Source organism: Psychrobacter sp. CX21 (genome assembly GCF_057396255.1).
The window spans coordinates 120,628-141,504 of sequence record NZ_JBXYJG010000006.1; the positions used below are offsets into that span (position 1 = coordinate 120,628).

The 20,877-nt window shown below is 40.6% G+C and carries 13 protein-coding genes and 3 tRNA genes; 1 reads left to right on the top strand and 15 read right to left on the bottom strand.

Features of this window, described 5'->3' with window-relative positions; genetic code table 11:
* Positions 1 to 76 precede the first annotated feature (76 nt).
* The 4 genes from AC2SLP_RS05475 to AC2SLP_RS05490 form a co-directional block, all read right to left on the bottom strand.
* A tRNA-Arg gene (locus AC2SLP_RS05475) sits at positions 77 to 153 on the bottom strand.
* 101 nt (positions 154 to 254) lie between these two features.
* Positions 255 to 331, bottom strand: a tRNA-Pro gene (locus tag AC2SLP_RS05480).
* A gap of 234 nt (positions 332 to 565) precedes the next feature.
* A complete protein-coding gene (locus AC2SLP_RS05485) occupies positions 566 to 2,371 on the bottom strand; it encodes a 5-methylcytosine restriction system specificity protein McrC (protein WP_486535632.1) in 1,806 nt (601 codons plus the stop codon).
* Positions 2,372 to 2,565: 194 nt separating this feature from the next.
* On the bottom strand, positions 2,566 to 3,966 hold the full coding sequence (locus AC2SLP_RS05490; RefSeq protein ID WP_486535633.1) for an McrB family protein: 1,401 nt from the start codon (positions 3,964 to 3,966) through the stop codon (positions 2,566 to 2,568).
* Between the two features lie 500 nt (positions 3,967 to 4,466).
* Between AC2SLP_RS05490 and AC2SLP_RS05495 the strand changes: the two genes are divergently transcribed.
* Complete coding sequence (locus AC2SLP_RS05495) at positions 4,467 to 5,135, top strand: DUF4442 domain-containing protein (RefSeq protein WP_486535634.1); 669 nt, start codon at positions 4,467 to 4,469, stop codon at positions 5,133 to 5,135.
* Between the two features lie 224 nt (positions 5,136 to 5,359).
* On the opposite strand, the gene AC2SLP_RS05500 is transcribed toward AC2SLP_RS05495, so the two are convergent.
* The 11 genes from AC2SLP_RS05500 to tuf form a co-directional block, all read right to left on the bottom strand.
* The gene (locus tag AC2SLP_RS05500) at positions 5,360 to 5,869 is read right to left on the bottom strand and encodes a DUF6586 family protein (protein ID WP_486535635.1); all 510 of its coding nucleotides are present in this window, start codon (positions 5,867 to 5,869) and stop codon (positions 5,360 to 5,362) included.
* Between the two features lie 268 nt (positions 5,870 to 6,137).
* Complete coding sequence (gene rpoC / locus AC2SLP_RS05505; RefSeq protein ID WP_486535636.1) at positions 6,138 to 10,358, bottom strand: DNA-directed RNA polymerase subunit beta'; 4,221 nt, start codon at positions 10,356 to 10,358, stop codon at positions 6,138 to 6,140.
* 119 nt (positions 10,359 to 10,477) lie between these two features.
* The gene (gene rpoB / locus AC2SLP_RS05510; protein WP_486535637.1) at positions 10,478 to 14,596 is read right to left on the bottom strand and encodes a DNA-directed RNA polymerase subunit beta; all 4,119 of its coding nucleotides are present in this window, start codon (positions 14,594 to 14,596) and stop codon (positions 10,478 to 10,480) included.
* Between the two features lie 634 nt (positions 14,597 to 15,230).
* Positions 15,231 to 15,608 (bottom strand): 50S ribosomal protein L7/L12, encoded by a 378-nt coding sequence (gene rplL / locus AC2SLP_RS05515; protein ID WP_486535638.1) that lies wholly within the window; start codon positions 15,606 to 15,608, stop codon positions 15,231 to 15,233.
* Positions 15,609 to 15,736: 128 nt separating this feature from the next.
* Positions 15,737 to 16,264 (bottom strand): 50S ribosomal protein L10, encoded by a 528-nt coding sequence (rplJ, locus tag AC2SLP_RS05520; protein ID WP_486535639.1) that lies wholly within the window; start codon positions 16,262 to 16,264, stop codon positions 15,737 to 15,739.
* 445 nt (positions 16,265 to 16,709) lie between these two features.
* Positions 16,710 to 17,411 (bottom strand): 50S ribosomal protein L1, encoded by a 702-nt coding sequence (gene rplA / locus AC2SLP_RS05525; RefSeq protein ID WP_486535640.1) that lies wholly within the window; start codon positions 17,409 to 17,411, stop codon positions 16,710 to 16,712.
* Complete coding sequence (gene rplK / locus AC2SLP_RS05530; RefSeq protein ID WP_486535641.1) at positions 17,412 to 17,843, bottom strand: 50S ribosomal protein L11; 432 nt, start codon at positions 17,841 to 17,843, stop codon at positions 17,412 to 17,414.
* Positions 17,844 to 17,989: 146 nt separating this feature from the next.
* Entirely contained in the window at positions 17,990 to 18,520 is a 531-nt protein-coding gene (nusG, locus tag AC2SLP_RS05535; protein ID WP_486535642.1) for a transcription termination/antitermination protein NusG, read from the bottom strand.
* Between the two features lie 163 nt (positions 18,521 to 18,683).
* Positions 18,684 to 19,172 carry a preprotein translocase subunit SecE gene (secE, locus tag AC2SLP_RS05540; RefSeq protein WP_486535643.1) on the bottom strand — a complete coding sequence of 163 codons (489 nt, stop codon included), beginning with the start codon at positions 19,170 to 19,172 and terminating at the stop codon, positions 18,684 to 18,686.
* Positions 19,173 to 19,269: 97 nt separating this feature from the next.
* Positions 19,270 to 19,345 (bottom strand) — tRNA-Trp (locus AC2SLP_RS05545).
* A gap of 322 nt (positions 19,346 to 19,667) precedes the next feature.
* A complete protein-coding gene (tuf, locus tag AC2SLP_RS05550) occupies positions 19,668 to 20,858 on the bottom strand; it encodes an elongation factor Tu (protein ID WP_486535648.1) in 1,191 nt (396 codons plus the stop codon).
* Between the last annotated feature and the right edge of the window lie 19 nt (positions 20,859 to 20,877).

Below are 20,877 nucleotides of genomic sequence, written 5' to 3' on the forward strand. Positions count from 1 at the left end.
AGAAGTTAAGCGCGATACATAGTCTATTTAGTACTTATGCAATAGCTACTTGCTTTATAAGGTTATCAGGCAAAAATGGTGCGCCTGGCAGGATTCGAACCTGCGACCACCTGCTTAGAAGGCAGATGCTCTATCCAACTGAGCTACAGGCGCTCATAGTACTGACCATATTCATTATAACTATAAAATAGGCTATAAACGAATAGTGTCTTATTTAAAGCATAAAAAAAAGCCTGTAAGGCTCTAGTAAAAAGTGGTCGGAGTGATAGGATTCGAACCTACGACCCTCTGGTCCCAAACCAGATGCGCTACCAAACTGCGCCACACTCCGATGCTTTACTTTTTATTCGAATACAAGACGTTAAATGTTTAAATCATCAGCGTCATCGCTATCGAGGTGCATATAATAGGATTAATAGAACATTCTGTCAACACCTTTTTTAAATAAATATATAGATCGTTATAAAATTTTGCAAAATCTTATTATCAAGGTTATCGTCCTAATGGTTGAATATTCACAGAACCTTATATAAGTTGTACGTAGTCCATATACGTGAGGATTCAACTAGCCCAACCTCCCCTCTTTAACTTTGAACGGTATAACATGCATTTCGCATCTATTATTCTGTTTTGAACAGTTACCTTTATATGAGTTATCTTTATATGAGTTATCTTCGTATGAGTTATCTTCGTTTAATTTATCTTGATATAAGTTTGCAGTGACCTTTATATTATTTTTTAATCCGCCCGTAGTAGGATAAATTAGCCATGCATTTTGACATCTTAAATATTGCTGATAGGTCCATAATTGCTGCCAATCACTGCCGCTTATCTCATTCACACGCGTAAGCTTTTTATATTTTATGTCAATTACGTGAGTTATACTCCCCGTGGCGTCAATAATACAAGCATCTGGTATTAATTTTTGAATAACAGCACTGTGTTGACACTCAATGTCTTTATTGGGAGGAGTATTTGTATGCAGATGCTGAGTTGGTTTTAAACTCAAACGTTGATTAGATTCTGCAAGCGCATTGTCGGTCAGCCAATTGAAGCTTGGCTGAATAATTAATTCTGACGTTGGCATATTATTCTTAACGTCATTAGCAACTTTACCTAATACCCACCGTTCAAAAGCGTGATTCATATTTATCATTAACGTGGGCTGCGGCATATACGCGGTGTCACTTACCCCATGACCACTCCTAGACTTAGCGGTATTATTTAGAATCCACCAGCACCAATCAATGGCATCTAGTAGTACGTGATATTGTTTTGATGAAAATTGACTACGCCATTGCGTCGCTTGTTTAAGCAGCTTATTGTAAGTAGGCTGCCATTGTTTTGGTGGCAATACATTGTGACGTTTTAGAGCCTGATGTTTTAAAGCGCTATGTTTTAAAGAGCCGTGTTTTAAATTGCGATGTTTTACAACCTTAGACGTCGCTGATTGTATCGAAAGCCGTTTGGCGAGTTTAGGTTCGCTTTGTAATTGATGAGTAGACTGGTTTAATTGTTTACTTTGTAGTGAGATTTTATCTATTAAGGGATTAGCGCCTTGCAATCTTTGCAATTGCTGCCAGCCCGTCGCCAGAAATTGAAGCAGTAACGCGTCTGTTTCAAATATAGAATGTTCACTATATAAATAATGCGGGCGGTGCCAATTTAATCTTAGTTGAGATTTTAGGTTGATTCGGCCTTGCGCTTTCGGATTATTTTGTACTTGAGTTTGATACTGATTGGGTAGAAAGTTTGCCGCTTTTTCTATATACAACTCCGCCGTTTTTAATAAGCCGATATGCCATGGCTGCTTATCGCCATGTGTAGTATTACTATTAGCCACTTTGTGATTAGCATTTGATCTTTTATTTTTAGCATTGAAGCTTTTATTAAAAGTAGCGGGTATAGATAGGCTATCTAGGATCGTCTTCGGATAGCGGTTAGAACTAACCGAAGTTTGGGCAAGCGATGCCGAGGATATCGACTTTGAGTTTAGCGAAGCGTCAAGATCGTCGGATGCGATATCTTTTAGCATCTGCGCTACCCAAGCTCTGGATTCTCGAACTGCTGCTAGGTTCTCAGTGCTTACATTTGATTGAGTCCCTGTATTCGTTTTTATATCACTGATTTTAGGTAGGATTTCTAAAACAGTACCGCTAGGTAGTACAATTGAAGCCAAATAATGACTAACCCTTAAAACTATCTGGCCGCGCTTAACCTGAATATTAAAGCATGGCAAATCTTCTTCGATAAGATAATTAAAATCTTCAGGTAATAGAAAATCATGAATACTTAAGTGTTGATGCTCTAAACAGCTCATTACATTCGCCGTCGCTGGATCAGACCATTGATTTGTTTGATGCTGGGACACTACTTTTGTATTCCTTTGACAGAGCTTGGTTTCGCGTCAAATAGCGCTAAATAACGTGCAATACCATTGAATATTATCTATATACCTTTATAAATAAAGTGGAAATATAGAAGTGTATTTACAATAGCGGTTTAGCTAGGTTCATAAGCTTGATTTATAAACTTAAATCATAAGCTAAGTTCAAGTTACTAAAACTAACTAGACTCGTAAAACCGTGTATATGTATTCGCCATCAAGTAGGGTGAAGCCTTTTTTGTGCGCACCTCACTATCATTGTTGTTAACGTCTTCTTGGGTTCTAGATACCTCTTTATTTGCTATATCTACAAATTCTACAGCTAACTGTATTCTAGAGGTTGCCAACTCATCATTTGACTCAAATAAGCTTGGTGGTTTATTTTGCTCAACAGGAGTGTACTCGTAACCGTATAATATCTGCCCGAGAACCTCGTGAATTTGATGCGCAGCGACAGACTGGTTCAGATGCTGCATAATTTGTGGAATGATTTGGCGATATAGCCGCGTAGCTAAGCCCTGTACATCATTAATATTCATAAAATAAGACTGACCTAATTGTGCCTCTACACCAATCAAAGAGGCTAATCGCTGATTGATAGCCTGCATCATTTTAGCTAAATCAACTTCCTGTCCCCACTGATCTGCTACCTCGCCAACAACGCTATTATCTGGCGGACATTCTATAAAATCAAAACGACGACGAAACGCCATATCTAAGGTTGCTAAAGACATATCTTGGGTATTCATTGTTGCATATATATCCACGTTACTAGGTACCGTGAATTGACGCCCCGAATACGCTAGACGCACACTCATTGGCGTATCGCTGCCGGCACGTTTGCTAGGTTCAATAACGCTCATGAGTTCACCGAACACTTGTGCCGTATTCGCACGATTAATCTCATCAATCAGCATCGCATAGCGATTTTGTGGATCGGCTTGAGCTTTGGCACATAATGCTAAAAAAGCACCGTCTTGTACGGTGTACTGCATTTGACCTGTTTGAGGATTAATTCTAGGTCGTATCCCTTCTACAAACTCATCGTATCCATAAGATTGATGAAAGCTCACCAAACAACTGCGACTAACAACATGATCTTGAATATGGTGCTTGATCGCATCAGAGTTATAAAGAGAGATGAGTTCTTCTAAGCGACTTTGAAGAATAGGTGTCATCTCATCTAGTAGATACCATTGACTTGATTCGGTTTTATCAAAGTAGTAATTAGCAGAGCGTTTGCTTGAGTTAACCGTCGTGGACTCTGGATGCGCATGCTGATTCAACTGAACCCATAACGTTTGATTAATATTATCATGTCGCTCATTGGCTTGGGCTTTGTCTCTAATCAATGCATGACGCATCATTTCAGGGACGGTCATCATACGATTTTCTAATAATAGTACCGCACACACCACATCACACCAGCTATAAGACTTCACGAGCTGCAACCGCCAGTCGTCCCATGAATGGTCTATAACTTGGTCATAGCGTTGCTGAATTTGTAACAAACGATGCGTTTTACCTGTACCAGCTACGCCAGTAAAAATTGTATTAGTCGGTTGGTTTGGCTGTGTCATAAAGGTCTTATTCTAATAATATATAACAACTATTGTGGATCTAACATCACATTTTTATCTGTCTATAAGTATCGCTTAAGCTACTTTATACTAGGGGTTGTATAGAATTGATTAATTAGGACTGCTGATAGCTAAAATTGTTCCAAACTAGGCGTAAACCGCTGATAATGTCTAGACCTTAGCTAGGTTTACAACAACGTTTGGGGCAATTTTAGCATCAGCCTTACAGGTCAGGGCTATTTTTTGCCAATATATTGTGAAATTATCTAACTTAGAACAACTAAGCTGCGAAAATTTCCCTGCATATTGACTAAAAAATAGCCACTGCCAGTTCCATGAATCAAAACTATACAGCCCCTAGTGTTCACAAGAGTTTTTAAATCAAACTATGTATAAGATAATCAATCTGTGCGTACGCGCGTCACTCACTTATTCTACTGACGGTGATATAATGTCTCATTATTTACTAAATCTATGATTTTACACATTTAAGGATATATATGAGCCAGTTAGGACAGATAATTAATCAGGTTACCAAAGTTGCTCAAAATGCTCTTTCTACCGTCTCCCAGATCAGTCCCATCGATTTATCAAAGTTATCTAACCATAATAATGATGCTGAATCTTCCGTTCCCAACGTTCACAATCCATTTACCACCATATTAAAAGCGGTGCACGTATTGCCTAAATCTGCGCAATCGTTCGTATTAACTCAGGCATTTAGTCGCATTGTACCGTATGTCGGTACAACTGGCATTGTTTATGAAAGTGTGACGCCTAATAAACTTGTGGTGAGCCTAGATAATGATAAACACGTGCAAAATCACATCGGCTCTGTGCATGCAGTGGCAGTGACGCTCTTAGCAGAAACCGCCACAGGCTTTATCTTAGGTATCAATCTACCTTCTGATCGCATATTATTGGTCAAGTCTTATGAAGTCAACTTCTATCGCCCCTTACAAAAAGGACAAATTGCTGCCATTTCGACGTTAACCGATGAGCAACGTCAGTATATTTTAGACAACCATAAAGGAGAGATGGTCATTCCCTGTGTTATTGATGATCGCGAGTCAAGCAGTGAACGCGATCCAATCACGGTAGAAATGACTTGGGCTTGGATACCAAAATCAGAGCTCAAACAGCGCCGTGAAGGTGAAGCGAAGTCTTAAACTTTGACTAAAAAATGTTATCACTTCTATTATTTTCACTCTAATATCATAACTCCAATATAACAACTCTAATGTCTAAACTTTAAAGTCTCTTTAAGCCTATAATCTTAATCTCACGTCATTAAGATTATAGGCGTGATACTGAGTTCATAATTAAAAGGTCTGTAATTCAATTCATGTATATGACAGACTTAATAACGTTGATAGTTGTTAGAAAAGTCTTATTAATACTCTATCATTCCTCCGCGCATCTCATCAACGAGTGTCATAAATTGACCACGCCATTCTCGGATCGTTTGTTCATCTGGTAGCCATTGATTAGATAACGTGACAACATTAACAATAAGATCACGGTTGGTGGTCTCCATACTTTTACTATCTGGCTCTGGTGCGTACTGACATCGTTCAAACGCTTTATTTATATTTGCAAGTACGCCCGTCTCTAAAGATATCTTTATACGTTTTAATTCTGGTGAAACAAGCGTTTTATTCGCAAGTTCATTCTCTATATACTCAACCGTAGGATGGCTGGTATCTAGATTATAAAAATGAGCCAACTCTTGTAATAAAGCCAATAATGCGCCTTGTAAATGAAAAATAGCCGTTTCGCAATGCGCTTGATAATGCTGTTTGTCCGTTGTTTCTCCAGCTTGTTTGCATGCAATTCGGCAAAAATAAAATTTCTGATTGGTTCGATCTGCTTGATAACGAGCGACTCTACCCTTATCTGCCATACCATGTCCTCATTTTTTCGTTTTATAATTCTAGCCATTTAATAATTCGCAGAGTATAGTTTTAATATATAGTCGGCGAACTTATAAAGAGTCACGGTGTTAACCTCGTTAAGTCAACCCTAGTAGTACTTGCACTCAGTTGCCTTGTGACTACTTAAAAGTTCTTTGACTATAGAACTCACCTTATGCCATTAATGTACCATAAAAAAAGCCAGCATTACGCTGGCTTTTCTATTACAAAATAATTTTATAAGCTGAACCGATATAATTATTTATCTTGACTTAACTCTTGAGCGAAGGCTTCATCAAAGCTCTTGAAGTCTTGAGAAGGATTGGTCGCTTCTATATCGAATGCAGCATCTAATGCACTTTCAACATCATAAGCAGGCTGGCCTTCTTTGGCTTTTTTGCGTGCTGCATGATAAGCAAGACCAGTACCCGCTGGAATCAGGCGTCCAACAACGACGTTTTCTTTCAAGCCGCGTAACTCATCAACCTTACCTTCAACCGCAGCAGCAGTTAAGACACGGGTTGTTTCTTGGAACGATGCCGCTGAGATAAAGCTTTCAGTCGCTAAGCTTGCTTTAGTAATACCCAATAGTTGACGCTGGAATTTAACTGGGAACTTATCTTCAGCAAGTAGCTTCTCATTTGTGGCTTTCACATCAGCATATTCGACCTGATCACCTTTGAAGTAGCTAGAATCACCTGCATCGGTAATCTCAACTTTACGCAACATCTGACGGATAATAACTTCGATGTGCTTATCGTTGATCTTAACCCCTTGCAGACGATATACATCTTGTACTTCATCAACAATATAGTTAGCCAATGCCGTTTCACCTTGCAGACGTAAGATGTCATGCGGATTTAATGGACCATCTGCAATGACTTCACCACGCTCAACCGTCTCATTTTCAAAGACGTTAATCTGACGCCATTTAGGAATCAACTCTTCATGAGCCTCACCATCTTCATTGGTGATAATAAAGCGGTTCTTACCTTTAGTCGCCGTACCGAAGCTCACTACACCTGACATCTCTGCCATGATGGCATGATCTTTAGGACGACGTGCTTCAAACAAGTCAGCAACACGTGGCAGACCACCTGTAATATCTTTAGTACCAGACGTCGCTTGAGGTACACGGCCTAGTACAGAACCGGCAGTCACATCTTCGCCATCAGACACACGAATAATCGTTTCAGAAGGTAAGAAGTAAACCACCTCTTTTCCTTCGGTGGTGTCTAGAATAATTGCTGGACGTAAATCTTTAGCATTAGACGGACGATCTTTAGCACCAAGAATTTCAAACGAGCTCATACCAGTAGCATCATCGATTTTGACGGTAGCCGTTGACCCATCAATGATGTCACTAAAGCGTGCTTTACCAGCGAATTCAGTGATAATCGGATGCGTATGTGGATCCCATTTAGCGATTGACTGCCCACTTTCAACATCGTCACCATCTTTAACTAATACGCTTGAACCGTACGGGACTTTATAACGCTCGCGTTCACGACCTACGTCATCAGCAACACCAATTTCAGCTGAACGAGAAACAATAACGAGGTGACCATCAGCATGTTCAACTGTTTTCATGTTATGGAAACGAACAGAACCTGAGTTTCTTACAGAAACACTATTATCAACAGATGTCGAGCTTGCTGCTCCACCAACGTGGAACGTACGCATGGTTAACTGAGTACCTGGCTCACCAATTGATTGCGCTGCCATAACACCCACAGACTCACCAATATTCACTTTGTGACCACGTGCAAGGTCACGGCCATAACACTGAGCACAAACGCCATGGGGTACATCACAAGTAATAACAGAGCGTACCCATACCACATCGATACCATTACCATCAATAACTTGAACGCCATGCTCATCGATAAGCGTACCTGCTGCTAATAGTACTTCATCATCACGGCTAACCACATCCTGAGCCACGACGCGACCTAATACACGATCGCCTAGTTTCTCAATGATTTCGCCGCCTTGGATATGTGGCGTCATACGTACGCCTTTATCTGTACCACAGTCATCACCAGTAATTACTAAATCTTGCGCAACGTCAACCAGACGACGCGTTAAGTAACCTGAGTTTGCTGTCTTAAGCGCGGTATCGGCCAAACCTTTACGAGCACCGTGAGTCGAAATAAAGTACTGTAGTACTGACAGACCTTCACGGAAGTTGGCTTTAATAGGTGTCTCAATGATTGATCCATCTGGCTTAGCCATCAAACCACGCATACCGGCTAACTGACGAATCTGTGCCGCACTACCACGAGCACCAGAGTCTGACATGATAAAGATGGAGTTGAAAGATTTTTGCTCTTCCTCATCACCTTCGGCATTGATAACTTTGTCAGTAGCTAGGTTGTCCATCATCGCTTTAGCGACTTTATCATTGGTACGCGACCAGATATCGACGACTTTGTTATAACGCTCACCTGCGGTAACAAAACCTTGCTCGAACTGTTGTTCAATTTCACGAACTTCAGCATCTGCTGCGTCGATTAATTCCTTCTTCTTAGGCGGAATAACCATATCTTCGATACCGATTGATACACCTGATAGTGTTGCTTGTGCAAAACCTAAGTACATCAATTGGTCAGCGAAAATTACACTGTTTTTTACGCCGCGAGTACGATAGCAAGAGTTCATCAGTTTAGAGATGTTTTTCTTGGTCATCTCAACATTACATTCTTCAAACTTCATACCTTTAGGCATGATGTTCCAAATTAAAAGACGACCTGCAACCGTGTCTTTAAGTGACGTGGTTTCAGTCTCGTTACCGTCATCATCAATTACCGTCTCAGTCACACGTACTTTAATTTTAGCATTAACGTGTAGATCATTTGAACCAATGGCACGCAATGCTTCGTTAACGGTGGCAAATATCATGCCCTCGCCTTTAGCATTAATAGACGAACGACTAATATAGTAAAGACCTAAGACCACGTCTTGTGACGGAACGATAATAGGATCACCGTTAGCAGGTGATAAAATGTTATTCGTCGACATCATCAGCGTACGACACTCAAGCTGGGCTTCAAGTGTTAATGGTACATGAACCGCCATTTGGTCACCATCAAAGTCGGCGTTAAATGCGGTACAAACTAGTGGGTGAAGCTGAATGGCCTTACCTTCAATCAATACCGGTTCAAACGCCTGAAGACCAAGTCTGTGCAGTGTTGGAGCACGGTTTAGCATAACTGGATGCTCACGAATAACCATGGCCAGCATATCCCAAACTTGCGGCTCTTCGCGCTCTACCATCTTCTTAGCTTGTTTGATGGTTGTCGCCATACCATGTGATAACAATTTTGAGTAAGTAAATGGCTTAAATAACTCAAGGGCCATTTTCTTAGGTAAACCACACTGATGTAAACGTAGCGTTGGACCAACAACAATCACCGAACGGCCAGAGTAGTCAACACGTTTACCCAATAAGTTTTGGCGGAAACGACCTTGCTTACCTTTTATCATATCGGCAAGTGACTTCAACGGACGCTTATTACTACCTGTGATAGCACGGCCACGACGACCGTTATCTAATAGCGCATCAACTGACTCTTGTAGCATACGTTTTTCATTACGTACGATAATGTCAGGCGCATTGAGCTCTAAGAGACGCTTTAAACGGTTGTTACGGTTAATAACGCGGCGATATAAATCATTTAGATCTGAGGTCGCAAAACGGCCACCTTCTAGGGGAACTAGAGGACGCAAATCTGGTGGAAGTACCGGTAAGATACTCATTACCATCCACTCAGGCTTATTATTAGAATCACGGAAAGCTTCTAATAATTTTAAGCGCTTAGACATCTTTTTAAGCTTCGTCTCAGAACCCGTATTTGGGATTTCTTCGCGTAGATCATCAATTTCTAAATCAATATCGATATCTTTTAATAAATCTTGAACCGCTTCTGCGCCCATTTTGGCGGTAAATTCATCACCAAATTCTTCTAGGGCTTTGTAATAGTCTTCATCATCTAGTAATTGGTACTTCTCTAGAGAAGTCATACCAGGTTCAGTCACGACATAGCTTTCAAAATACAATACACGCTCGATATCACGCAAGGTCATATCAAGTAACAAACCAATACGGCTTGGTAAAGATTTTAAGAACCAAATGTGCGCAACTGGGCTTGCTAAATCAATGTGACCCATACGATCTCGGCGTACTTTGGCAGTCGTTACTTCTACGCCACATTTTTCACAAATGACACCTTGGAATTTACGACGCTTATATTTACCACATAAACATTCGAAATCCTTTACAGGTCCAAAAATTTTAGCACAGAACAAACCGTCGCGCTCAGGTTTGAAGGTACGATAGTTGATGGTTTCAGGCTTTTTAACTTCACCATGTGACCATGATTTGACAGTCTCAGGAGCAGCCAATGATATTTGAATGCTATCAAATTCACGTTTGCCATTGTCGGCAGGGCTTTTCATAATATCGAGTAAATCTTTCAAGTTGCTTCTCCGTTATAAGTGTTCATGATAGTTGGGTCATATGTATTTGTATATTTACTGACACCAACTACCATTTGAAGGCAATGAATCTGATTGAGCTAAAGGTTTAAAGTAAGGTTTTAGTTACTTTCTTTTAACTCAATATTGATACCCAGTGACTTAATCTCTTTGGTCAGTACGTTGAACGATTCAGGCATACCTGGATCCATGTACTGCTCACCATCAACGATGTTCTTATACATACGTGTACGACCTTCAACATCATCCGATTTCACTGTTAGCATCTCTTGCAACGTATAGGTTGCGCCGTAAGCTTCTAGCGCCCACACTTCCATCTCTCCGAAGCGCTGACCACCAAATTGAGCTTTACCACCTAGGGGCTGCTGGGTTACTAAAGAATAAGAGCCGGTAGAACGGGCATGCATCTTATCGTCAACTAAGTGGTTCAGTTTCAACATATACATATAGCCAACGGTAACAGGGCGGTCAAACTTAACCCCTGTGCGACCATCATATAAAGTTTGCTGACCAGATTTTGAATAGCCTGCAAGCTCTAGCAGCTCATCAATTTGAACTTCACGAGCGCCATCAAATACAGCGGTACCCATAGGTACACCGCCGCGTAAGTTTTGTGCAAGCGCCATAACATCATCGTCAGTCAAGCTGTCAAGATCAACCTGCTCGCCGCCTACTTTATTATAAATCTTATCTAAGAAATCACGTAGTTCAGCAACCGCTGCTTGAGCCTTTACCATGCCATTTATCTTATCACCAAGACCTTTAGCCGCCATACCCAAGTGAGTCTCAAGTACCTGACCGATGTTCATACGCGATGGGACACCTAGCGGGTTCAATACGATATCAACTGGGTTACCATTCTCATCGTAAGGCATGTCTTCAACTGGCATAATACGAGACACAACACCCTTGTTACCATGACGACCAGCCATTTTATCACCAGGCTGGATACGGCGCTTAACTGCCAGATATACTTTAACGATTTTTTGAACACCATGCTGTAGATCATCACCTGCTGTTAGCTTACGCTTTTTCTCAGCAAACTTAGTATCGATGTCTTTTTGCTTATCAACCAAGAACTCTTGGATTTGAGTCATACGTTCAGCAATTTCTTCTTCTACTGGCTGTATATCAAGCAAAGTCTCAAGCGTCATGTCTGACAACTCTTTAGTAGACAAATTAGTACCAGATTTTAGACCAGCACCACCACTGATAGACTGATTATCTAACAAATTGACAATACGACTACGCGCAGCTTCTTCAAAAATACGTAATTCTTCTTTTAAATCCTTACGATAATTATCAAGTTGTGACTTCTCAATCGCTTTGGCACGCTCGTCTTTATCAACGCCATCGCGCGTAAAGACTTGCACGTCAATGACGGTACCTTTGGTGGACGTTGGCACACGTAAAGAGGTATCTTTCACATCTGCCGCTTTCTCACCAAAAATAGCTCTCAGTAGTTTCTCTTCTGGCGTAAGCTGGGTTTCACCTTTTGGGGTTACTTTACCCACTAGGATATCACCCGCATCAACTTCGGCACCGATATAGACGATACCAGACTCATCTAAACTAGATAAGGCAGCTTCGCCAACGTTTGGAATATCAGCAGTAATTTCTTCAGTACCAAGCTTAGTATCACGCGCCACACAGGTTAATTCTTGAATGTGAACAGTTGTGAAACGGTCTTCTTTGACCACACGTTCAGATAATAAAATCGAATCCTCGAAGTTATAACCATTCCATGGCATAAACGCCACACGCATGTTCTGACCTAATGCCAACTCGCCTAAATCCGTTGACGGACCATCGGCTAAAATATCACCACCTGCAATTTCATCACCTTGGTTTACAATGATACGCTGGTTAATACATGTATTCTGGTTAGAACGTGTGTATTTGATTAGGTTATAAATATCAATACCCGCTTCACCCGCTTGGATTTCGTCTTCATTCACACGCACAACGATACGTGATGCATCAACGTCTTCAATAACACCACCACGTTTGGCAATCACACATACACCCGAATCACGGGCAACATGACGCTCCATACCAGTACCGACTAATGGCTTATCAGCACTTAAAGTAGGTACCGCTTGGCGTTGCATGTTTGAACCCATCAATGCACGGTTAGCATCATCGTGCTCAAGAAATGGAATCAAACTTGCAGCAACTGACACTACTTGACTTGGTGATACGTCCATATGCGTCACTTTATCACTTGGCATACGAACTGATTCACCGCCACTACGTACCATGACCATATCTTCGGCAAGCTCACCATTGTCATCAAGCTCAGAGTCTGCCTGTGCAATAACCGTACCTGCTTCTTCAATTGCAGATAAATATTCGATGTCGTCGGTTACTTTACCATCTACAACCTTACGATAAGGCGTTTCTAAGAAACCAAACTCGTTGGTCTTAGCGAATGTCGCTAACGAGTTAATCAAACCAATATTTGGACCTTCTGGTGTTTCGATTGGGCACACACGACCGTAGTGAGTATTGTGAACATCTCGAACCTCAAAGCCTGCACGCTCACGGGTTAAACCGCCTGGGCCTAAAGCCGAAATACGGCGTTTGTGCGTCACTTCTGATAACGGGTTATTTTGATCCATAAACTGCGATAACTGACTCGAGCCAAAGAATTCTTTAACCGCAGCTGCTACAGGTTTGGAGTTAATTAAGTCTTGTGGTGACAAGTTGTCAGACTCAGCTGAGCTTAAACGCTCTTTGACGGCACGTTCAACACGTACTAAACCCACACGGAATTGGTTTTCAGCCATTTCGCCCACAGAACGAATGCGGCGGTTACCTAAATGGTCGATATCATCGACTTCACCAATACCGTTACGAATATTAATAAGCTCTTTCAAAACATCGATGATGTCTTCTTTAGTCAGAACGCTTTGCTCACGTTTAACATCTGAATCATCTGTGTTTTCAAAATCACGACCCAAACGGCGGTTAAACTTCATGCGGCCAACGTTAGATAAATCATAACGATCTGCATTAAAGAACATGCTTTCAAATAATTTTTCAGCAGTATCGATGGTTGGTGGCTCGCCTGGGCGCATCACTTTATAGATTTCGATAAGCGCTTCTTCACGACTTCCTGTCGTATCTGCACGAAGCGTATCAGCGATGTAGGTTCCATGATCGATATCATTAGTGAATAGAATCTTAAATTCTTTGATTGAATCACTGGCTTCAAAACCACTTAATTTGACCAATAATTCATGATCAATTAACGTATTGGCTTTAGCAATAACCTCGTCATTAACAACAATATCTTCAGCGAGTACGCGTTCGTACAGATACTCATCAGGTACCGCTAACTTTTCCATGCCTGATTTTTCAATTTGGCGAATGCGGCGCGCGTTGATGCGCTTACCTTGCTCAACCAATACCTCACCATCTGGCGACACAATATCAAATTGCGCCATTTCGCCACGCAGACGATCTGGCACTAAATCAATTTCGAACTGCTCCTCACCTTTATAAACAGAAACTTTATCAAAGAAAGTATCTAAGATCTCATTAGTTTCCATGCCAAGAGCACGAAGAATAATCGTACCCAACAACTTACGGCGACGGTCAATACGAGCGAATACTAAGTCTTTTGCGTCAAATTCAAAGTCTAACCAAGACCCACGATAAGGAATGATACGAGCGTTATATAACACCTTACCACTTGAATGTGATTTACCTTTATCATGATCGAAGAACACACCAGGTGAACGATGTAGCTGAGATACAATGACACGCTCAGTACCGTTAATGATAAAAGTACCGTTATTGGTCATTAATGGGATTTCACCCATGTATACATTTTGTTCGCGAATGTCTTTAATCGCCGCTTTACTGTTTTTGTCTTTGCTATCTTTATCTTTAATAACCAAACGGATTTTTACACGTAGAGGTGCTGCAAAAGTAGAGCCGCGAGAAATACACTCACGCTCATCAAACTCAGGGGCACCTAGATAGTATTCAACAAATTGTAGTTCTGCGTTGTTGGAATTACTTTCGATTGGGAAAATAGATGAAAATGCAGCTTGTAAACCTGTATTTTCGCGCACTTTTGGCTTTTTATTTTCCTGCAAAAATTGCTCATAGGAATCCACTTGAATTGCCAATAGATAGGGAATATCCATGACATGTGGCAACTCGGCAAAACTTTTGCGAATACGTTTTTTTTCAGTATAGGAATATGCCATCGAGAGTCCTTACAGTAGACAGTAGAATAAATACGATTGGGTTCAAGCTATTACTATGAAATGATTTATCAAATCAATAGTTTGGACCGCAATCATCAAATTGAAACAGTGGGATTGACCTGTGATAAATGTCTGTTGTACATTACTATCATAACGTTCATACTTGTTATATAAGTGTCAACGCTGCCAAACCCATTACAAAAAATTTATAGCTAAGAGTGATGTCTGATTTATAAGTAAAATCAGGGAGTTATATTCATAATTTAGGGTTTAAGATACATACAATAGATGCAAAAAAATCCCAAGTACAGACGTACCTAGGTTAAGTTAAAAGGATAGAAGCTAAAGATGTCATAAACATACAAATTGTCTGTCCCTTAGTATGTATTAATCGCTAAACGTTTGTTAAGCAGATATAGATATAAAAATTAGCGTGACGCTTGCCAACCATTTAGGCTAATACAAAAGGTCAAGTGCGGAATTATACATCATTTATAATTGCTTTGCAATATAATTCATTCCTTCTAAAAGTCATGCATAACTAAAAAGCCAACAATGCTTATCACATTGTTGGCTTTATGATTGACTAGACCATTAGCCTATTCAATCAAACTTTAATATAGATTAAAATCTATTATTTAAGTTCTACAGAAGCACCCGCTTCTTCAAGCTTTTTCTTAAGCTCTTCAGCTTCAACTTTGTTAGCGCCTTCTTTAATTGGAGCAGGAGCGCCTTCAACTAGTTCTTTAGCTTCTTTAAGACCAAGGCCAGTAGCTTCACGAACTGCTTTAATAACAGCAACTTTCTTCTCACCAAAGCTTGCTAATACTACATCGAACTCGTCTTTTTCAGCAGCAGCAGCGCCACCTTCAGCAGCAGCAGCTGGTGCAGCAGCAACAGCGGCAGCAGCAGTTACGCCAAATTTCTCTTCCATATCGTTAATTAGCTCAACGATATCCATTACTGACATTTCAGCGATTGCGTTTAACACGTCATCTTTAGATAGTGCCATGGGATTTCTCCAGTTTCTGATAAATTTTAAATTGATTAATTATGGTCGTAACAATATGTGTTACACATATAAGCGATAATCATCATATTGTGTAGACCGAAAACAGCTTATTAACTTACTAATATAAGCTAAGCGGCTTCTTTCGTGTCTTTTACTGCTGCAACAGTGCGTACAAATTTGCTTGGAACTTCGTTCAAAGTTTGAGCAAGTTTGGTTACTGGTGCTTTCATCGTTGCCATCAAAATAGATAGTGCTTCGTCACGTGTTGGAAGCTTAGCTACGCGCTCAAGCTCCTCAGGACCAAACAATTCGCCACCGACTGATACAAGCTTAGCTTCTAAAGCGTCATTTTCTTTTGCAAACTCGTTAATAACACGAGCAGCAGAACCTAAATCTTCAGTAGAAAAAGCCAGTAACAATGGGCCGACCATCTTATCTGACATGCACTCAAAATCTGTACCTTCAAAAGCACGCTTAGCAAGCGTATTTTTAACAACTTTAAGTACAACGCCTTTCTCACGAGCTTGGTTACGTAACTCAGTTAACTGAGATACTTCAAGTCCATGATAATCGGCAGCAACTGCTGAATAAGCATTTGCAGCAACTTCAGACACTTCAGCCACAACTTTTTGTTTCTGTTCTAGCGTTAATGCCATGAGTTGACTCCTTAATCTCATCAATATCGACAAGCGATACTGAATTGACGTTTCTGTTATTTAAGTAAGCTTAATTATACATAAGCGCTTAAATAACGCGAATACGGCACCTTTATCAGAATGAAGAGAAACTAGAGGTTAGTACCCTCTAAATTTCCATTTTCAATCAATATTGGTCACCGTCTGCGTAGGCCAATATCTAGCTGTACAATAAATACACAGCATAAATATCAATTAACAGCGTTCAATAATTATTAAGAATTCTATTGAACAACCTACCTACGGTCTTAGACAGCATAGCTTTGGCTAAGCTGACCTAATTTTAAAATTTTGTTAGTAATTTTTTGAACAATCTTTATAGAGTAAACCTATCAAGTAACCTTTATAAAGTAAATTGAATTAGTACTCTAAAAAACTTACTTAAATTAGTGACTATGAAGAATACTTATTTAATCAAACGGTATGGTACTGGATCTAAGGTGATACCAGGACCCATAGTGCTTGATAACGTAATCTTCTTAATAAATATACCTTTAGAGGTAGCTGGTTTAGCACGGCGAATATCAGACAACAACGCTTTAACGTTTTGTTCAATCTGATCAACAGTGAAACCAACCTGACCGATAGTGGTATGGATAATACCCGCTTTATCAACACGGTAAGTTGCCTGACCTGCTTTAGCATTGGTGACGGCTTCTGCAACATTAGGGGTTACAGTTCCAACTTTAGGGTTAGGCATTAAGCCACGTGGACCTAAAATTGTACCTAATTGACCAACCACACGCATTGCGTCAGGCGCAGCAATAACAACATCAAAGTCTAGATTGCCTGATTTAACTTGTTCTGCAAGATCTTCCATACCAACTACGTCCGCACCAGCTTCTTTTGCAGCTTCTGCAGCAGCACCCTGAGCAAACACAGCGACACGCTTAGTTTTACCAGTACCCGCAGGTAAGTTAGTAGCACCGCGTACAACTTGATCAGATTTACGTGGATCTACGCCTAAGTTGATAGCAATATCTACAGACTCTTTAAACTTCAAAGGTGGTAATTCATTTAAAATTGTCACCGCTTCTTCAAGTGTGTATAACTTTTCGTTTTCAACACGCTCAGCGATTTGTTTTTGACGTTTTGTAAGCTTACTCATTTACACACCCTCCACTTCGATACCCATTGAACGCGCAGTACCAGCAATAGTACGTACAGCAGCATCCATATCGGCGGCAGTTAAATCAGCATTCTTAGTTTGAACAATTTCTTCAAGCTGTGCGCGAGTTACTTTACCTACTTTGGTCATGTTTGGAACACCAGAACCTTTGGCAATACCAGCAGCTTTACGCAGCAAGAATGCAGCAGGTGGTGACTTCATGATAAAAGTGAAAGATTTATCGGCGTAAACTGTAATCTCTGTAGGAATCGGTAAACCTGGTTCCATGCTAGCTGTCGCTGCATTGAACTCTTTACAAAATGCCATGATGTTCACACCTTTTTGACCCAGTGCAGGACCAATCGGTGGTGAAGGATTTGCTTTACCAGCAGGCACTTGTAGTTTGATGTAACCATCAATCTTCTTAGCCATGAGTTTTCTCCTTTACGGGTGATAACGCTTATTACTTATCGAAGCTATTTTAAAGTTCTAAAGATTTACAGAATTAAAATATCAACGCTAAGCTTTCAGCTCCCCGGTGGGTATTATATTTAGTTTAGTTGAATGCTTTTAGCAAATTAGCTTATTTTTTCAACTTTACTAAACTCTAATTCGACCTGAGTTGGTCTGTTAAATACGTTTACTGTTAACTGTAATTTGGATTTTTCGTAATCTACTTTTTCTACCAAACCTTTGAAGTCTGTGAATGGACCATCAATGACCAGAACTTCTTCACCTGGCTCGAATAATGTTTTCGGACGCGGTGCTTCTTCAGTTTGCTTCAAGCGGTTTAATATACGATCCGCTTCAACCTTAGTGATTGGCGCTGGATTCTCAGGTGTACCCCCGATAAAACCAGTTATGCGAGGACAATCATTGACAATATGCCAAGTATCATCATTCATTTCCATTTCTACTAATACATAGCCTGGAAAGAACTTGCGCTCACTTTTACGCTTTTTGCCGTCTTTCATTTCAACGACTTCTTCGGTAGGCACTAATACCTCACCGAATTTATCAGCGAACTCACTACGATTAATACGATCCGTCAAATAGCGTTGGACTTGCTTTTCATATCCTGAAAATGCTTGGACGATATACCAGCGCATAAAGTTCTCCATTGACGTTAATCAGACGTTGCTGAATAAAAACAAGCCGAGTAACTTAAGTTTATTTATAAGCTCAGCCAAAAATGTGTGTTTATATTTGCTATTTAATGTTAGCTGTATACCTATTGACGATATAACTTGTAATACATCTGTCTAAATTAATTTAGCCAATAAAAATACCAACCAGCCAATTAAAGAAGTTATCTAATAACCAAACGATAACGGCAACTATGCCAATAACAAGTAAAGTCTGCCACGTATATTGGATAGTTTCACTTTTAGTTGGCCACGTAACACGGCGTAATTCTATACTTGCATCTTTTAATAAGACCTTAAAACTACGACCTTGGTTAGTCAAAGCTAGGCAGATAAACGCGAATACAATTAATGATGCCGTTATACCGACCCGCACCCAAATGTCATTAGCAGGCTGCCAAATACCAGGCAGTTTATAAATAACTAGAGTTGCGCTGATTAATGCTATAAATGCAAGCGTCCATAGTGCCATATCTTTCGGCGAACGGGTCTTTGCAACTTCCACTGCACTGGCTTTATTCACGGTGTTAGTTGGCAGTTTACCATCTAACGTTTTATGAGCGCCCCGCTTCGCGTCAGATAACTTGTCTTTTAAATTATCTCGTAGATTGCTCATAATTGACTTGCCTTACGACGCAGACGGATAATACTAGCCGTCTAATTGTATAGGTGAAAGAAAGGTGCTTTTTAAAGCTCAGACAGTATTTTAAGTGTGGCAGGCGATGAGGGACTCGAACCCCCAACCCTCGGTTTTGGAAACCGATGCTCTACCAATTGAGCCAATCGCCTTTAGTTAAGGTTGCCTATTATACAATCTTTTTTAGGGAATGCAAGCCTTGTAATTAAGTCAACTTTCAAAGCCTAACAAACTCATAATAGTTGTATTAGAATTTCACTTTTTAGCATTGTATATCAAAATTTATAGCGGTTTGGACTACTTGTGATTACTAATATACTAACTCATAAAAGGGAGCTCAACCTATTGAAAAATTTAGACAAAAAAAAGACCATCTCAAAGAGACAGTCTTTTTAGCTTAGTGCTTGGCTACTACTACTATTACTATTGCTACTAAATAACAGCAGCTGACCTAGCAACGTTCAACCAATATCATTAGTCCTTAACGTTAGCAACAACACCAGCACCTACAGTACGGCCACCTTCGCGAATTGCGAAACGTAAGCCTTTATCCATTGCGATTGGAAAGATTAGCTTCACGCTCATCTCAACGTTATCGCCAGGCATTACCATTTCAGTACCGTCTTGTAGAATGATTTCACCTGTTACGTCTGTAGTACGGAAGTAGAACTGTGGACGGTAACCATTTAGGAATGGTGTATGACGGCCACCTTCTTCTTTTGATAGTACATATACTTCGGCATCAAAGTCTGTATGCGGTGTGATAGATCCAGGCGCTGCTAGTACTTGGCCACGCTGTACGTCTTCACGCTTTGTACCACGTAGTAGTACACCACAGTTTTCACCAGCACGACCTTCGTCTAGTAGCTTACGGAACATCTCTACACCTGTACAGGTGGTTTTTTGAGTGTCTCTAATACCTACGATTTCGATTTCATCGCCTACTTTGATGATACCTGATTCTACACGGCCTGTTACTACGGTACCGCGTCCTGAGATTGAGAACACGTCTTCGATTGGCATTAGGAATGCTTTATCGATGTCACGCTCTGGCTCTGGGATATATGTATCTAGTACTTCTAGTAGTTCGATTACTGCAGGTTCGCCATATGGACCGTCATTGCCGTTTAGGGCTTCTAGCGCTGATCCTTTGATGATTGGGGTGTCATCACCTGGGAAGTCATAGTCTGATAGTAATTCACGTACTTCCATTTCTACGAGCTCTAGTAGTTCTTCGTCATCTACCATGTCACATTTGTTCATGAATACGATGATGTATGGTACGCCTACCTGACGTGATAGTAGGATGTGCTCACGTGTTTGTGGCATTGGGCCATCTGTCGCTGATACGACTAGAATTGCGCCATCCATCTGTGCGGCACCAGTAATCATGTTTTTCACATAGTCTGCGTGACCTGGGCAGTCTACGTGTGCGTAGTGACGTGCTTCGGTGTCGTATTCGATGTGTGAGGTGTTGATTGTGATACCACGTGCTTTTTCTTCTGGTGCTGAGTCAATCGCTGCGTAGTCTTTTGCGTCGCCGCCTGATGTTTTGGCTGCTACGGTTGCGATTGCTGCGGTTAGTGTGGTTTTACCGTGGTCAACGTGTCCAATGGTTCCTACGTTAACGTGCGGCTTATTTCTTTCAAACTTGGCCTTTGCCATGGGTGTGTCCTCTTTTTTT

Coding starts and splice junctions, on each gene's coding strand:
- AC2SLP_RS05490 (WP_486535633.1), bottom strand. CDS start 3,966: ATGACACAGCCAAACCAACCGACTAATACAATTTTTACTGGCGTAGCT.
- tuf (WP_486535648.1), bottom strand. CDS start 20,858: ATGGCAAAGGCCAAGTTTGAAAGAAATAAGCCGCACGTTAACGTAGGA.
- secE (WP_486535643.1), bottom strand. CDS start 19,172: ATGAGCAATCTACGAGATAATTTAAAAGACAAGTTATCTGACGCGAAG.
- rpoB (WP_486535637.1), bottom strand. CDS start 14,596: ATGGCATATTCCTATACTGAAAAAAAACGTATTCGCAAAAGTTTTGCC.
- AC2SLP_RS05500 (WP_486535635.1), bottom strand. CDS start 5,869: ATGGCAGATAAGGGTAGAGTCGCTCGTTATCAAGCAGATCGAACCAAT.
- rplL (WP_486535638.1), bottom strand. CDS start 15,608: ATGGCACTATCTAAAGATGACGTGTTAAACGCAATCGCTGAAATGTCA.
- rplJ (WP_486535639.1), bottom strand. CDS start 16,264: ATGGCATTAACGCTAGAACAGAAACAAAAAGTTGTGGCTGAAGTGTCT.
- rplA (WP_486535640.1), bottom strand. CDS start 17,411: ATGAGTAAGCTTACAAAACGTCAAAAACAAATCGCTGAGCGTGTTGAA.
- rplK (WP_486535641.1), bottom strand. CDS start 17,843: ATGGCTAAGAAGATTGATGGTTACATCAAACTACAAGTGCCTGCTGGT.
- AC2SLP_RS05495 (WP_486535634.1), top strand. CDS start 4,467: ATGAGCCAGTTAGGACAGATAATTAATCAGGTTACCAAAGTTGCTCAA.
- nusG (WP_486535642.1), bottom strand. CDS start 18,520: ATGCGCTGGTATATCGTCCAAGCATTTTCAGGATATGAAAAGCAAGTC.